Below are 14,828 nucleotides of genomic sequence, written 5' to 3'. Positions count from 1 at the left end.
TTCCCCCGTCATTACGGGCTAGTTCGATGGATACCCTCGTCAGCATGAATGTGTTTCGCTACGTCGTCGAAGTGGGCAGCTTCGTCGGCGCGGCCGAGCGCATGCAGATGTCGGCCGCGATGGCGAGCAAGCACGTGATGCATCTCGAGCAGCAGCTCGGCGCGCGGCTGCTGCATCGCACGACACGACGTGTCGCGCCGACCGAGGCGGGACGCGAATACTATGAGCGCCTCGTGCAGGCGCTGTCGGAACTCGACGAAGCCGGACAGGCGGTCGGCGCCGCGAGCGTCGTGCCGCAGGGCCGCCTGCGCGTGACGTCGCTGTCCGCGTTCGGCTTGCGGCACGTGATGCAGGCCGTCACCGATTATGCGGGCCGGTTCCCGGACGTGACCGTCGACATGACGCTGTCCGATCGCGTGGTCGACCTGATCGAGGAAGGCTACGACGTCGCGGTGCGCGCGGCGCCGAACGGGCTGAAATCGTCGTCGTTGGTCGCGCGCCAGATCGCGACCGCGCACATCCTGCTGGTCGCGTCGCCCGAGTATCTCGAGAAGCACGGCACGCCTCAGACGATCGCCGATCTCGCGCATCACAATTACCTGCGCCGCGATTCGAATTCGACGATGCTCGATTCGCTGATGATCGACGCGGCCGCCGCGTCGCGCGTGAACCTGAACGGCAACCTGATCGTGAACCACCTCGAGGGGCTGCGCGCGGCGGTGCTCGCGGGCGCGGGCATCGCGCTGCTCGGCACCGAGGTGATCGGCGACGACATCGAATCCGGCCGCCTCGTGCCGGTGCTGCTCGACGCGGTGCCGCCGCACGAGGCGCCGATCTACGCGGTGTATGCGAGCCGCCGCCACGTGTCTGCGAAGGTGCGCTCGTTCGTCGACTTCCTTGCCGCACGCTTCGAAGGGCAGTCGCTGTGCCCGTCGATCGAGTCGCGCCTGCGCGTGCTGCCGATCACGCGGATCAAGCGCGCCAGCTGAGCGGCGTCGGCCGCCCGCGGGCGGACGTGAAAAAAGCGCGAGCCGTTGCGGTTCGCGCTTTTTGTTTTTTGTCCGACGTCATGCGCGGCGGCGGCGCAACCCGCCGCCTGCGTCAGCGTGCGATGCCGAGCCGTGCCTTCGCGTCGTCGTACTCGCGCTTGAGCCGCTCGACGAGCGTGCCCACGCTCGGCAGGTCGTCCATCAGGCCGACGCCCTGGCCGGCACCCCAGATGTCCTTCCACGCCTTCGTCTTGTCGCCGCCGAAATTCATCTTCGTCTTGTCGGATTCCGGCAGCGCGTCCGGATCGAGCCCGGCCTTCTCGATGCTCTCGCGGATGTAGTTGCCGTGCACGCCGGTGAAGAGGTTCGTGTAGATGATGTCGGACGATTTCGCGTTGAGGATCGCGTGCTTGTAGTCGTCGACCGCGTGCGCTTCCTGCGTCGCGATGAAGCGCGTGCCCATGTACGCGAAGTCGGCGCCCATCGCCTGCGCGGCGAGGATCGAGCCGCCGTTCGCGATCGAGCCGGACAGCACGATCGGACCGTCGAAGATCTTGCGCACTTCGCCGACGAGCGCGAACGGCGACGTCGTGCCCGCGTGGCCGCCGGCGCCGGCCGCGACGAGGATCAGCCCGTCGACGCCGGCTTCGAGCGCCTTCTGCGCGTGGCGCAGGTTGATCACGTCGTGCAGCACGATGCCGCCGTAGCTGTGCACGGCGTCGACGATCTCGCGCGCCGGCGCGCGCAGGCTCGTGATGAAGATCGGCACCTTGTGCTCGACGCACACGCGCACGTCATGCTCGAGCCGTACGTTCGACTGATGGACGATCTGGTTGACCGCGATCGGGCCGATCACCGCATCCGGGTGCTTCGCCTTGTGGTCGGCAAGCTCCGACTGGATCTGCGTGAGCCACTCGTCCAGCAGTTCGGCCGGACGGGCGTTGAGCGCGGGAAATGATCCGACGATACCCGCCTTGCACTGCGCGAGCACGAGTTCGGGGTAGCTGACGATGAACATCGGCGACGCGATGACGGGCAGCGTCAGGTTCTGCAGGACGGCGGGCAATGCCATGTGATGTCTCCAGTCTCGAGGGGCGGCCGGATGCGGCGCGGTCGCGCCGACGCCGGCATCCATGCTTGGCGGTCGAACGGTGCTTCGAGTGTAGCGGTGCAGCGATTCGCCCATATTAATACGAACGGTCGTGCGATTCTACGCGAGCTTAGCAAACGGCGCGGCATGGCGGCAATCGAGTGAGTGTTCTCTTTCTACGCATTCGGGCATCTGCCGCGCGCAGCGGTCGGCCGCGCGCTCCTACAATAGCCGCCATAACAAACCAACGAGAAACAAACCATGTCGTTTGAGGCGTTTGCACCGTTTCGCGTGACGGTGCAGGACACCGACATCTTCGGTGTCAAAGGAGGCGCGGGGCCACCGCTTCTGTTGCTGCACGGCCATCCGCAGACCCACATGATCTGGCATCGCGTCGCCGCGACGCTGGCGGATCACTTCACGGTGATCGCGACCGACCTGCGCGGCTACGGCGCGTCGGGCAAGCCGCCGAGCGACGCGCGGCATGCGCCGTATTCGAAACGCGCGATGGCGGCCGACCAGGTTGCCGTGATGCGGCATTTCGGCTTCGAGCAATTCCACGTCTGCGCACACGATCGCGGCGCGCGCGTCGCGCACCGGCTCGCGCTCGATCATCCGGCGGCCGTCGAGCGGATGATGCTGCTCGACATCGCGCCGACGCTCGCGATGTACGAGCAGACGGACCGCGCGTTCGCGACCGCGTATTTTCACTGGTTCTTCCTGATCCAGCCGGCGCCGCTCCCCGAAACGCTGATCGAAGGCCGCACCGATGCGTACATCGAGCGCGTGATGGGCAACCGGTCCGCCGGGCTCGCGCCGTTCGCGCCGGAGGCGCTCGCCGCGTATCGCGCCGCGCTCGCGCAGCCGGGCGCGGTGCATGCGATGTGCGAGGACTACCGCGCGTCGGCGACGATCGATCTCGAGCACGACCGCGCGGATCTCGAGCGCGGCAACAAGGTCGCGTGCCCGCTGCGCGTGCTGTGGGGCGAGCACGGGATCGTCGGGCGCTGCTTCGATCCGCTCGGCGAGTGGCGGCGCGTCGCGCGCGACGTCGGCGGCCGCGCGCTCGATTGCGGGCACTACATTCCGGAGGAGGCGCCCGTCGCGCTGATCGACGAGCTGCTCGCGTTCTTCGAGGCACGCGACGCGGCCGCGTGAGCGGCGCCGGCCGCCGCGGGCAGCGCGGTGCTTGCCGCGCGACGACGATCAGCGGCGCGTGGCGTCGTCGTCGTCGACGAGCGGCGGCAGGCGGCGCGGCACCGGCGTCGATTTCACGATCGCCGTGCTCGTTTCCGCGCGCTCCGTCACCTTCGACAGGATGTCGTCGAGGTGCTCGATCGTGCGCAGATAGAGCCGGCAGATGAAGCAGTCCTCGCCGGTCACCTTGTCGCATTCGACGAATTCCGGAATCCGCCGCAACACTTCCTCGACGAGATGCAGCTGCCCCGGCAGCGGCTTCACGCGCACGATCGCCTGCAGCGTGTAGCCGAGCGCGCGCGGGTCGAGCTCGACGGTGAAACCCGCGATCACACCCTGCGCTTCGAGCCGTCGCACGCGGTCGGCGGTCGCGGGCGCCGACAGCCCGATCTGTCGCGCCAGTTCGCTGGTGGCAATGCGCGCATCCTCGGCGAGCGCCGCGAGGATCGCGCGGTCGGTTGCGTCCAGCGACGCGACGGCGGGAGGGGAAAGGCGTTTCGCCATGATCGCTTTGCTTTCGAAGGTGAATCGGTGGTTTCGCTTCAGTTTAGTCGTGGATGCGCGGAAAGCAAGTTCCTAGAATCGAAGTCATCTTCTCTCGTCAAACGGAGTCCATGATGGCCTCGAACGAAACCCGCCGCGGTGCCGCCGAGATGGTCGTCGCGATGATGATGTCCGGCACGATCGGCTGGCTCGTGATGTCGTCGCAGCAGCCGCTCACCAACGTCGTGTTCTTCCGCTGCCTGTTCGGCGCCGCGACGCTCGCGATCGTCTGCGCGGCGCTCGGCTTCCTGCGTCGCGCGCTGTTCTCGCCGCGCATGCTCGCGCTCGCGGCGCTCGGCAGCATCGCGATCGTCGCAAACTGGCTGCTGCTGTTCGCCGCGTATTCGCGTGCGTCGATCTCGATGGCGACCGCCGTCTACAACACGCAGCCGTTCATGCTCGTCGCGCTCGGCGCGATCGTGTTCCGCGAACGGATCAGCGCGTCGACGATCGCGTGGCTCGCGCTCGCCTTCATCGGGCTCGTGTGCGTGGTGCGCGTCGAGCCGGCCGTGCTCGCGGTGCCCGGCGAATATCTCGAAGGCGTCGCGCTGTCGCTTGGCGCGGCGTTTCTGTACGCGGTGTCGTCGATCATCACGAAGCACCTGAAGGGCACGCCGCCGCACCTGCTCGCGCTGCTGCAGGCCGGCCTCGGCATCGTGCTGCTCGCGCCGTTCGCGCACTTCGGCACGTTGCCCGCGACGGCCGCGCAGTGGCTCGATCTCGTCGTGCTCGGCGTCGTGAACACCGGCGTGATGTATGTGCTGCTGTACGGTGCGATCCAGAAGCTGCCGGTCGCGATGACGGGCGCGCTGTCGTTCGTCTATCCGGTCGTCGCGATCATCGTCGATCGCATCGCGTTCGGGCAGACGCTCGCGTGGACGCAGGTGCTCGGCGCGCTGCTGATCCTGCTCGCGGCGGCCGGCGTGAATCTCGGCTGGCGCATCGTGCCCGCGCGTCGCGCGGCGGCCGGCAACTGAAACGGTCGTGCGATTCGGCTTGCCGCCACGGCAGGTTGCCGACACCCGCTGGCGCCGCGCCCGGGAACGAAGGTTGCGCGTGAAAAACGCTGTAAGAAGTTGTAGGGAAACACCCGATGCGACGCCGCAGCGTCGCTCGTATGATGCGGGCTGTGACGTTGATCACGTTCACAGGATTCCGATCTCATGCCGTTCGCCAAGCAGGCCGAACGGCATTTTTTTATGCGCCGCTCCGCGCGAGCAGGCGCCGCCGCGCGTCGAGCCGCGCGAGCAACACGCGCCTCGCGTCGTCGTCGGACGCGCGCCATCCCTTGATCTCGTCGCGCGTGCGCAGGCAGCCCGCGCACCAGTCGGTGCGCGGATCGATCCTGCATACGTCGGTGCACGGCGACGCGACCGTGCCGACCGATACCGGCATCTCGCTCATGCGTCGTTGCGCAGCGCGACGTCGGCGACCGGCGCACCCGTCAGCGACACGAGTTCCTGCGGCGACAGGTTGAACACCGCGTGCGGATGGCCGGCGGCCGCCCACAGGCTGTCCAGTTCGAGCAGGTCGGCGTCGATCAGCGTGACCGGTTCGACGAGATGGCCGATCGGGCAGACGCCGCCGATCGCGTAGCCGGTGTTGTCGCGCACGAATTTCGCATCGGCGCGGCCGACCGCGCCAACTTGCGCGGCGACCTTCTTCTCGTCGACGCGGTTCACGCCGCTCGCGACGACGAGTACCGGCAGGCCGTCCGATTCGCGGCGAAACAGGATCGACTTCGCGATCTGCGCGACCTCGCAGCCGAGCCCGGCCGCGGCCTCGGCGGAGGTCTTGCCGGTTTCGGCGAGCATCACGATCCCTTTCGCGTGCCCGCGTTCGCGCAGCAGCAGCGCGACGCGTCGCGCGGAGTCGGGGAGAGAGTCGAATGAAGCGGGTGTCGTCATGGAGAATCCGTCAGTGTTGGGGTCAGACGCAACTCGGCGTGTCGGCCGCGCTTTGCGCCTTGGCGAGCAGCGCGCGACCGGCGCGCGACACGTTCGCGCGGCCGATCGCGTTGGAGATGAAGTCGCCGGCGGCGACCACCTGCGCGAGGTCGATGCCGGTGTCGATGCCGAGGCCCTGCATCAGGTACAGCACGTCCTCGGTCGCGACGTTGCCGGTCGCGCCCTTCGCATACGGGCAGCCGCCGAGGCCGGCGACCGACGCGTGAAAGATCTCGATCCCTTCGAACAGCGCCGCGTAGATGTTCGCGAGCGCCTGGCCGTAGGTGTCGTGGAAGTGGCCCGACAGCCGCTCGCGCGGAAACACGCGGGTGACCGCTTCGAGCACTTCACGCGTGCGCTTCGGCGTGCCGACGCCGATCGTGTCGGCGATGTCGATCTCGTCGCAGCCGAGCGCGGCGAAGCGCTCGACGACGTCGACGACCGAGGCGACCGGCACCTCGCCCTGGTACGGGCAGCCGAGCGTGCACGACACGCTGCCGCGCAGCCGCAGGCCGGCATCCTTCGCGGCCTTCGCGACCGGCTCGAAGCGCGCGATGCTCTCGGCGATGCTGCAGTTGATGTTCCGCTGCGAGAACGCCTCGCTCGCCGCGCCGAAGATCACCACTTCGTCGGCGCGCGCGGCGAGCGCGTTCTCGAAGCCCTTCAGGTTCGGCGTGAGCACCGAATACACGGTGCCCGCGCGACGCTCGATGCCGGCCATCACGTCGGCGCCGTCGGCCATCTGGGGCACCCATTTCGGCGACACGAACGACGCGGCCTCGATATTGCGGAAGCCGGCGCGCGACAGCCGGTCGACGAGCGCGATCTTCACGTCGGTCGGCACGAAGGTCTTTTCGTTCTGCAGCCCGTCGCGCGGGCCGACTTCGACGATCTTGACGGCGGTGGGGAACGTCATGGTTGTCTCCAGTTTTGTATAAGCGGAATTCAGTAGCCGCGCGCGTAGTCGACGATGCCGCCGACGCGCTCGCCGCGCTCGAGCGCGCGGATCTTGCCGGCGATCTGCTCGACGGCTTCGTCGCGCAGCGTCTCGGCCGAGCTGTGCGGCGTGATCGTGATGCGCGGCGCGTGCCAGAACGGGTGGTCGACGGGCAGCGGCTCATGCTGGAACACGTCGAGCGTGGCGGCGGCGATCCGGCCGCTCGCGAGCGCGTCGAGCAGGTCGGCCTCGACGAGATGCGCGCCGCGTGCGACGTTCACCAGGTATGCGCCCGGCGCCAGCCTGGCGAAGGTCCGTGCCGACAGGATCCCGTCGGTATCGCGCGTGCTCGGCAGCAGGTTCACGAGCACCTTCGCGCCGTCGATGCACGCGTCGAACGCGTCGTCGCCCGCGAAGGTCTCGACACCGTCGAGCCGTTTCGGGCTGCGGCTGTAGCCGCGCACCGGCAGGCCGAGCGCCGCGAGCGCCTGCGCGACCTGCGCGCCGAGCACGCCGAGACCGAGTACCGCGACGGTGAAACTCGCGCGCGGATGCGGTTCGAGCGCCTGCCAGCGGCGCTCGCGCTGCAGCGCGTCGTATTCGTCGAAGCGGCGCAGATAGCGCAGCACCGCGTGCGTCACGTATTCGATCATCTGCCGCGCCATGCCCGAATCCTCGAGGCGCACCAGCGGCACGTCGCGCGGCAGCGTGCCGGGATGCGCGCGGTCGAGCGCGAGCAGCGCGTCGACGCCCGCGCCCAGATTGAAGATCGCGCGCAGGCCGTCGCGCGGCGCGAACAGCTCGCGGGGCGCGCGCCATACGAGCGCGTAGTCGGCCGCGCCCGTGTCGCCCGGCTGCCAGGCGCGCAGCTCGGCCTCGGGCAGCGCCCGTGCGATCGCGCCGCGCCATGCGTCGGCTTCCTGATGCGGCGAGTAGAACAGGATCTTCATGCGCCTACTTCGCGAACAGCTGGCCGATGTCGGCGAACGCCTTGAATTCCAGCGCGTTGCCGCATGGATCGAGGAAGAACATCGTCGCCTGCTCGCCGACCTCGCCCTTGAAGCGGATGTGCGGCTCGATCACGAAGCGCGTATGCGCGGCCTTGAGCTTGTCGGCGAGCGCATGCCATTCATCCATCGACAGCACGACGCCGAAATGGCGGACGGGCACGTCGTCGCCGTCGACCGGGTTCACCGCGCTCTTGCCGGTTTCGTCCGGCGCGAGGTGCGCGACGAGCTGGTGCCCGAAGAAATCGAAGTCGACCCAGTGTTCCGAGCTGCGGCCCTCGGGGCAGCCGAGCAGGCCGCCGTAGAACGCGCGCGCGCCGGCGAGGCTCGACACGGGAAAGGCGAGATGGAACGGGCGCAGCGCGCCGGCGGGCGTAGCGGACATCGGGCGTCTCCTGTCGATCGGAACCGGCGCGGCGGCGCCCGGTTCGATCCGATGCAAGGCAAGCGGGAAGCCCACATTCTACGGTTTCGCGGCGCGTTGCGCCGCCGCGAGGCGGCCAGCCCATACCGCGCGGCCCGAGCCGGCGGCCGTCCCGCGCAAAAGCAAAGCACAAAATATTGGTTCGGCCGCCGTGCGCGGCACGCCACAATTGAATCTCGTCTCCAAGCAAAGCAAGCGAGGGCAATCATGCGCGCATGCAGCAAATCGGCGTGGCCGCCGCGGCTCGTGACCGTTCCGGGCCTGCACGGCAGCGAAGGCGCCCACTGGCAGACCTGGCTGGAGCGGCAGTTCTCGCGTTCGCTGCGGGTCGAACAGGCCGACTGGGATGCCCCCGATCTCGCGCGCTGGGCGCAGTCCGTGCGCGCGCTGCTCGAGCGCGAGCGCGGCCCGTTCGTGCTGGCCGCGCACAGCTTCGGCTGCCTCGCGGCCGCGCATGCGCTCGCGCAATGGCCGCTGGCGGCCGACGTCGCGGGCGTGCTGCTTGTCGCACCGGCCAGTCCGAAGAAATTCACGTTCGCCGGGCCGTTCGACGCGCGCCGGCTCGCGGTGCCGTCGATCGTGATCGGCAGCGAGACCGATCCGTGGATGCCGCTCGCCGATGCGCGCACGCTCGCGCAGCGGCTCGGCAGCGCATTCGTCAATCTCGGCGACGCCGGGCACATCAACACCGCGGCCGGCTTCGGGCCGTGGCCGCGCGCGAAGCATTTCATCGACACGCTGGTGCACTGCGCGGCGCCGCTGCGCTTTCGCGACGCGGACGACGGCTTCGACGCCGCGCTCGTCGACCGCGCGCTCGCGCACGCGATCTGACACTCACGCGCACGCGCTGCGCGGCGCGGGCCGCGCACCGTCGTGCCGCCGGACTTACGACGCTGAAACGGGCCGCACCGCGGCCGGATCCGAGTAGCTCGGCCGGCCGTTCTCGACGTGGCCCGCGAAGCGGCGCGAGAACGTGCCGTTCGCGCCGTCGCTCACCGTCACGTCATACCAGTGATGGCTCGACGCGAGCGCCCATTGCTCGACGTGTTCGTCGCCGCCGTGCAGCGTCACCTGGCGCGCGGGCGTGCCGTATGCGTTGTCGGCCAGCGTGAGCGTCACGTGGCCCGCGCCATGGTTGCGCAGCTTCAGGTACAGGTTGCCGTTCGCGATGTCGTAGCCGGCCTTCACTTCCGGCTGCGCATGGTTGCGGCGGCGCGCCGTTGCGGCCGACACGTTGCCCGCGAACATCCGCACGAAGCCGTTCGGGCCGTACACCGAGAACGCATACGCGCCGTTCGTCTCCGTCAGGTCGAAGTCCGCGTGCAGCACGCGGCGCGCGCCGACCGTGTAGCGCCACGGGCCGTCGGTGCGGTTCGTTGCGTACACCTGGAAGTGCGCGCCCTGGTTGCCGCGGTTCGCGAACTCGATGCGCAGCGTGTTGCCGCCGTAGATGCTCGCGTTCACGTGCAGTTCGTACGGCAGCGCGCGGGCCGGCCGCACGCCGGGCTCCTGCGGATCGATCGGCGACGGCATCGCGGGTACGGTCGGAGCGGGTTGCGACGTGCATTGCTGGTCGGCGATCGAGCGGTACTGGCTCGTGTCGGGCAGCGTCGGAAACGACGCGTCGGACGAGCGGAAGTCGAACGCGGCGGTGAGGTCGCCGCAGACGGTCCGGCGCCACGGCGTGATGTTCGGCTCGTCGACACCGAAGCGTTCGCCGATGAAGCGGATCACCGAGGTATGGTCGAACACCTGCGAGCACACGAAGCCGCCTTTCGACCACGGCGACACGACCGTCATCGGCACGCGCGGCCCGAGGCCGTACGGCAGGCCGTCGGCCGTGTAGCTGCCACCTCGGCCGGGATTCACGACCGTGTGCAGTTCGCCGTCGGTGGTCACGGTCGATGCGCCCTGCGCGGCCGACGTCGGCGGCTGCGGCGGCACGACGTGATCGAAGAAGCCGTCGTTCTCGTCGTACATGATGAACAGCACGGTCTTCGCCCACACGTCCGGATTCGCCGTGAGCGCGTCGAGGATCTGCGACGTGTAGTTCGCGCCGTATGCCGGCGTGTATTTCGGATGTTCGGAGAACACGGCGGGCGGCAGCAGCCACGACACCTGCGGCAGCCGGTCGTTGATCACGTCGTCCTTCAGGTTGTCGAGCGTGCGTACCGTCTGCGCGCGCTGGTACAGCGACGAGCCCGGCTTCGCGTTGATGAAGTTCGTGAAGTTCTGCAGGATGTTCGTGCCGTAGTTGCCGTTGTACGGATCGGCCCACGTGAGCCCCTGCTGGTAGATCTGCCACGACACGCCGCGCGCCTCGAGCCGTTCGGGGAAGGTCGTCCACGACAGCAGCTGGTACGCGGGCGGCAGGTCGCCGTCGACGTAGTCGGCGTTGTCGAGCAGCGGGCCGCCGAACTTGCCGGTCGGGTCGACCGTGCCCGTCATCAGGTACGAGCGGTTCGGGTGCGTCGGCCCCGGCAGCGAGCAGAAGTAGTTGTCGCAGACGGTGAACGCATCGGCGAGCGCGTAGTGGAACGGGATGTCCTCGCGCACGTGATAGCCCATCGTCATGTCGGTCTTGTTCGCGGGCCACTGGTCGTAGCGGCCGCCGTCGATCGCCGCGTGGGTCTTCGCCCACGAGTGGTCGAGCGCGCCGAGGCACTGCGCGCTGGTCGTCTTCGTGTCGAGCCGGAACGGCAGCACGGGCTTCGCCGGGTCTTCCTTGGACGGCTGATACCACACCGGCTTGCCGTTCGGCAGCGGAATCGGGAAGCGGTCGTTGTAGCCGCGCACACCGCGCAGGTGTCCGAAGTAATGATCGAACGAACGGTTCTCCTGCATGAACACGACGATGTGCTCGACATCGCGGATCGTGCCGGTGCCGCGCGCGGCAGGAATCGCGAGCGCGCGGCGGATCGATTCGGGGAACGCGTTGAGCGCGACGGCGGCGCCCGCGGATTGTGCGACGGTATGCAGGAAACGGCGGCGGCTCGATGACGTCATGTTATTTCACCTCGGTTCTGCGATCGGGGGGCAGGGACAGGAACGGCGGAATCAATGCGCCGACGATGCGGCGACGCCGGACGCGCCCGGGTTCATCGCGGGCTTCGTGTCGTCGTCATCGTCGGGCGGGTAGTGGACGACGGGCGGCGCGAGCGGTGCGGCATCGGACGCGGCGGCGCTCGCGCCCGCGGCGCTGTTGAACGCGCTCGCGGAGCCGGACGATGCGCCGGCCTGTTGGGAGGCGTCGGCCGCGTGCGCGTCGTGCGGCGCGTCGTCGCTGCAGGCGGCGGCGAGGGTGGCGGCACATAGAACGACGACGAGGGCAGCGCGACGCATGACTTCTCTCCTGGCAGGCGGATCGGGAAACGTTTTCGAGTATGCCGGGAGGATGCGACGATTCGGTGAATCGTTTGCGACCGGAGCATGATCGCGAAATGCTTTCGCAAACCTGACCGAACGCTTTCGCGGAAAGTCGCATCCACGGATGGCGGAATTTTCCGGCGGATGCAGATGCTGCACGCATTAGCATGCGCGTGCGGCGCGACGACCGGGGGCTCGCGGTGATGCACGAAGGTGCGCGGATCACGACCGTCGAAGGGCCCGCACGCGGCGGCGTGTCGAGCCCGGTGCAGCATCATTCATCGAACACGATGCATTTCAGGGCGGCTATTCCACGTCCGGCCAGCCCTGCTGCGCGGCCGCGCTGTTCGACGCGTTCGCGGCGGGTGCCGCGAGCGCTGCCACCGGCGACGTGCGGCATCGTCCCGTGCAACTGTCGGACGACAAGATTCGCGAGCGCATGAGCGGCAACCTGTGTCGCTGCGGCGCGTCCCCGAACATCGCCGCCGCCGTGCGCGCCGCGCACGCAACCACCACGTTTGCACGGGAGGGCAACGCAGTGGAAGCGATCACGTGCGAACGCGCAACGGATGTCGCACGGTGGCCGTGCGGGCGACGCAGCCGCCGCTCGGCGCGCGCTGGCCCGCGAGGTGGGACGACGGCGTGCTTGCGTCGCGGTATGGACCGCGCGGCGTCCGCGTGTTCCGCGCGACGGCTCGCTATCGGGCAAACAGCGGCCAGGTCGCGCCCGCGATCAGCGCGGCCGCGAGCCAGACCACGCTCCACGAACTGACGGCGAGCAGCGGCGGAATCGCGAGCGGCGTCGCGAACAGCCCGAGATAGACGATCGTGTTCGCCATCCCGAGCGCGGTGCCTGCGTGGTTCGCGCCCGCGAGCGTCGCAAGTTCGGTATACGCGACGCCGTGCCAGGCCGACACGCAGATGCCGGCGAACACGAGGATCGCGACGATCGCGGCGAGCGGTACGTGTGGGCTGCCGGCGGTCGCGGCCGCGAGCAGCGCGAACGATCCGGCCGCGACGCAGACCGACCCGCGCAGGTACGCGCGCCGGTTGCCGTGCCGGTCGGTATGGCGGCCGCTCCACACGCGCATCACCATTGCGCCGAGCTGCAGCGCCACCATCGCCGCGCTGATGCCGGCGAGGCCGAGCCGGCCGAAATCGTGCAAGAAGACGGTCGCGAACGTGAGCACCGCGAACTGCGGCGCACACAGCGCGCCGATGCCGAGCACGATGCGCCACACGCGGCCGCTCGCAAGCGGACTGCGCACGGGCGCGGCCGGCTGCTGCTGCGCGACAGGGCGGTGCGTGCCGGCCGGCGCGTTGGGCGGTTCGTGCAGCCAGCGCCACGTCAGCGCGGCCGATCCGGCGCACAGCAGCATCAACGCGCCGTACACCGCGGCGAAGCCCGCATGCGACGCGAGCGACGGCAGCAGCGCCGCGCCGACGCCGCCGCCGAGCGGCACGGCCGTCTGGCGGATGCTCATCGCGAGCCCGCGTTCGCGCTCGCCGAACCAGCGCATCACCGCGCGTCCGCTCGATCCGTTCACGCTGCCGCCGAGCAGGCCGACGCAGCACATCGCCGCGACGACGCGCATGAGCGGCGGCACCGCGTGCGCGGTCGGGACGATCGTGGCCACCATCAGCGCGAGCATCGCGGCCGTCGCGACGAGGCCGGTGAGCAGCACGCGGCGATCGCCGAAACGGTCGGCGGCGATTCCCCACGGCAACTCCGAGAGCGCGACGCCGAAGCCGAGCGCGCCGAGCACGAGGCCGAGCGCGCCGTTGTCGAGGTGATAGGCCGAGCGCATCCACACGGCGGTGGTCGGAATGCCGGCCGCGGCCGCGGAAAAGCTCATGTTCGCGGCGACGCCGGCCGCGAGCACGCGCCAGCGGTGGGCCGGGCCGCGCGCGGCGTGCGCGGGCGAGGGCGGGGAAGCAAGGCAGGAGGTATCCATGGCGACAGGGCCCGTTCTGGAAATTGACATCGTCAGTGTGGCGATCTACATTCATCCCGAAAATCGGAAAGTTTTTGATGAATCGTTCGATAAAACGGGATGATTGAGATGTCCGGACAAGACAATGCCCACGGCGCGGTGGCGCTCGCACCCGACGCCGCGCTGGCCCGGCCGAACTTCGACGTCGCGGCGTTGCGCAGCCTGGTGGCGGGCGTGGATCTCGGCAGCTTCGCGAAGGCCGCCGATCGCGTCGCGCGTTCGTCGTCGGCGGTGAGCGCGCAGATCCGCAAGCTCGAGGAACAGGCCGGCACGCCGTTGTTCGTGAAGGCCGGGCGCGGGCTCGCCCTGACCGACGCCGGCGACGCGATGCTGCGCTATGCGCGGCGGATGATCGAGTTGAACGATGAAGCGGCCGCGGCGGTGCGCGGCGTGAATCTCGACGGCTGGGTGCGGGTCGGCCTGCAGGAGGACTTCGGCGAAGCGATCCTGCCCGACGTGCTCGGGCGTTTCGCGCGGGCGCATCCGAAGGTGAGGATCGAGGCGCGCGTCGCGCGCAATGCCGAGTTGCTCGAGCGGCTGGACGCCAACCAGCTCGATCTCGCGCTCGTGTGGGGCGACCCGGCGTCGGCGACGCTGGTGTCGCGCGCGGGCATCGACAGCGACGCGATCGCGCAGGTGCCGATGCAGTGGATCGCGGCGGTCGGCGCGAGCGGCTTCGGGATGCCGGACGGCGACGGGCCGGCGGAGGCGGATGACGACGGCGGCGCGCGTCTTCGTGCGATGCGCGCGTCGGGCGAGCCGCTGCCGCTCGTCGTGTTCGACCGGCCGTGCCGCTTCTTCGGCGCGGCGACCGATGCGCTCGATCGCGCGAACGTGCCGTGGCGCGTCGCGTTCACGACGCCGAGCCTGGCCGGGCTGTGGGCCGCGGCGGCGGCCGGCCTCGGGCTGACGGTGCGCTCGCACTACGGGTTGCCCGCGTCGGTGCGCGTGCTCGACGCGGGGTCGTCCGGGCTGCCGGCGCTGCCGAGCCTGCCGCTGATGCTGCTGCGGCGAACGTCGTCGGCGACACCGACCGTCGAGCGGCTCGCGCGGATCGTCACGCAGGCGGTGCGGGACGCGACGGCGCGGGAGGGGGCGGCGCTCGCGGCGTGACTCGGCGTCCCGCAAGGCGAACTGCCGGTTCGCGCCGTGCACGGGGCCGCAGTGCATGATCTGCCGCACCATCGTCGCGACCCGTTCGATCGCTTGCTCGTCGCGCAAGCTCGGCATGAACCGCAGAAACGCGTGACGGCCGACGCCCGGCTTGCACGCTACGGCCTGTCTCAGGTTCCGACTGCTTGAAACACGCCGGACGCAGAACGCGCTGGTTGCCGA

The 14,828-nt window shown here is 69.5% G+C and carries 15 protein-coding genes and 2 pseudogenes; 7 read left to right on the top strand and 10 right to left on the bottom strand.

The genetic code is table 11. The annotated features are described in order from the left end of the window. The first annotated feature begins 26 nt into the window (after positions 1–26). The gene (locus ACT2FV_RS31735; protein ID WP_059685303.1) at positions 27–989 is read left to right on the top strand and encodes a LysR family transcriptional regulator; all 963 of its coding nucleotides are present in this window, start codon (positions 27–29) and stop codon (positions 987–989) included. Positions 990–1,101: 112 nt separating this feature from the next. Here the strand turns inward: ACT2FV_RS31735 and ACT2FV_RS31730 are convergent, their stop codons facing one another. Continuing rightward, entirely contained in the window at positions 1,102–2,061 is a 960-nt protein-coding gene (locus tag ACT2FV_RS31730) for an NAD(P)H-dependent flavin oxidoreductase (RefSeq protein WP_059599981.1), read from the bottom strand. A 279-nt stretch (positions 2,062–2,340) separates the two neighbouring features. Between ACT2FV_RS31730 and ACT2FV_RS31725 the strand changes: the two genes are divergently transcribed. Further along, the gene (locus ACT2FV_RS31725) at positions 2,341–3,237 is read left to right on the top strand and encodes an alpha/beta fold hydrolase (protein WP_059599982.1); all 897 of its coding nucleotides are present in this window, start codon (positions 2,341–2,343) and stop codon (positions 3,235–3,237) included. 48 nt (positions 3,238–3,285) lie between these two features. Here the strand turns inward: ACT2FV_RS31725 and ACT2FV_RS31720 are convergent, their stop codons facing one another. Beyond that, positions 3,286–3,780 carry an Lrp/AsnC family transcriptional regulator gene (locus ACT2FV_RS31720; RefSeq protein ID WP_059599983.1) on the bottom strand — a complete coding sequence of 165 codons (495 nt, stop codon included), beginning with the start codon at positions 3,778–3,780 and terminating at the stop codon, positions 3,286–3,288. 113 nt (positions 3,781–3,893) lie between these two features. Here ACT2FV_RS31720 and ACT2FV_RS31715 point away from each other — a divergent pair, with 113 nt between their 5' ends. Then, a complete protein-coding gene (locus tag ACT2FV_RS31715) occupies positions 3,894–4,796 on the top strand; it encodes a DMT family transporter (RefSeq protein WP_151052448.1) in 903 nt (300 codons plus the stop codon). A gap of 220 nt (positions 4,797–5,016) precedes the next feature. On the opposite strand, the gene ACT2FV_RS31710 is transcribed toward ACT2FV_RS31715, so the two are convergent. The 5 genes from ACT2FV_RS31710 to ACT2FV_RS31690 are packed head-to-tail and all read right to left on the bottom strand — an operon-like array spanning position 5,017 to position 8,094. After that, complete coding sequence (locus tag ACT2FV_RS31710) at positions 5,017–5,223, bottom strand: DUF1289 domain-containing protein (RefSeq protein ID WP_059599985.1); 207 nt, start codon at positions 5,221–5,223, stop codon at positions 5,017–5,019. Beyond that, positions 5,220–5,726, bottom strand: a complete 507-nt coding sequence (locus ACT2FV_RS31705; protein WP_124626458.1) for a YbaK/EbsC family protein — start codon at positions 5,724–5,726, stop codon at positions 5,220–5,222. The genes ACT2FV_RS31710 and ACT2FV_RS31705 overlap by 4 nt, the downstream gene beginning before the upstream one ends. Before the next feature lie 22 nt (positions 5,727–5,748). Beyond that, entirely contained in the window at positions 5,749–6,681 is a 933-nt protein-coding gene (locus ACT2FV_RS31700) for a hydroxymethylglutaryl-CoA lyase (RefSeq protein ID WP_059599987.1), read from the bottom strand. A gap of 29 nt (positions 6,682–6,710) precedes the next feature. Further along, positions 6,711–7,652 carry a 2-hydroxyacid dehydrogenase gene (locus tag ACT2FV_RS31695; protein ID WP_174920171.1) on the bottom strand — a complete coding sequence of 314 codons (942 nt, stop codon included), beginning with the start codon at positions 7,650–7,652 and terminating at the stop codon, positions 6,711–6,713. 4 nt (positions 7,653–7,656) lie between these two features. Then, positions 7,657–8,094, bottom strand: coding sequence for a VOC family protein (locus tag ACT2FV_RS31690; RefSeq protein ID WP_044846155.1), 438 nt, complete (start codon positions 8,092–8,094; stop codon positions 7,657–7,659). A 246-nt stretch (positions 8,095–8,340) separates the two neighbouring features. Here ACT2FV_RS31690 and ACT2FV_RS31685 point away from each other — a divergent pair, with 246 nt between their 5' ends. Then, on the top strand, positions 8,341–8,964 hold the full coding sequence (locus tag ACT2FV_RS31685) for an RBBP9/YdeN family alpha/beta hydrolase (RefSeq protein WP_059599990.1): 624 nt from the start codon (positions 8,341–8,343) through the stop codon (positions 8,962–8,964). Between the two features lie 54 nt (positions 8,965–9,018). Here the strand turns inward: ACT2FV_RS31685 and ACT2FV_RS31680 are convergent, their stop codons facing one another. Further along, positions 9,019–11,139 carry a phosphocholine-specific phospholipase C gene (locus ACT2FV_RS31680; RefSeq protein WP_124626451.1) on the bottom strand — a complete coding sequence of 707 codons (2,121 nt, stop codon included), beginning with the start codon at positions 11,137–11,139 and terminating at the stop codon, positions 9,019–9,021. Positions 11,140–11,190: 51 nt separating this feature from the next. After that, positions 11,191–11,475: a hypothetical protein gene (locus tag ACT2FV_RS31675; protein WP_151052324.1), complete on the bottom strand. Its 285-nt coding sequence runs from the start codon at positions 11,473–11,475 to the stop codon at positions 11,191–11,193. A gap of 218 nt (positions 11,476–11,693) precedes the next feature. On the opposite strand from ACT2FV_RS31675, the pseudogene ACT2FV_RS31670 reads away from it, so the two are divergent. Beyond that, positions 11,694–12,007 (top strand): annotated as a pseudogene (locus ACT2FV_RS31670) (2Fe-2S iron-sulfur cluster-binding protein); the annotation flags it as partial. 190 nt (positions 12,008–12,197) lie between these two features. Here ACT2FV_RS31670 and ACT2FV_RS31665 read toward each other — a convergent pair. Further along, complete coding sequence (locus ACT2FV_RS31665; RefSeq protein WP_444505389.1) at positions 12,198–13,454, bottom strand: MFS transporter; 1,257 nt, start codon at positions 13,452–13,454, stop codon at positions 12,198–12,200. 108 nt (positions 13,455–13,562) lie between these two features. On the opposite strand from ACT2FV_RS31665, the gene ACT2FV_RS31660 reads away from it, so the two are divergent. After that, complete coding sequence (locus tag ACT2FV_RS31660; protein WP_444505388.1) at positions 13,563–14,606, top strand: LysR substrate-binding domain-containing protein; 1,044 nt, start codon at positions 13,563–13,565, stop codon at positions 14,604–14,606. Positions 14,607–14,624: 18 nt separating this feature from the next. Beyond that, positions 14,625–14,795 (top strand): annotated as a pseudogene (locus tag ACT2FV_RS31655) (PIN domain nuclease); the annotation flags it as partial. Positions 14,796–14,828 lie beyond the last annotated feature (33 nt).

This window comes from Burkholderia sp. PR2, assembly GCF_052372875.1.
In the GTDB taxonomy this organism is placed as follows: domain Bacteria; phylum Pseudomonadota; class Gammaproteobacteria; order Burkholderiales; family Burkholderiaceae; genus Burkholderia; species Burkholderia diffusa.
Note: the sequence above shows the minus strand (reverse complement) of the source record. Positions and strands in the feature narration are given on the sequence as shown.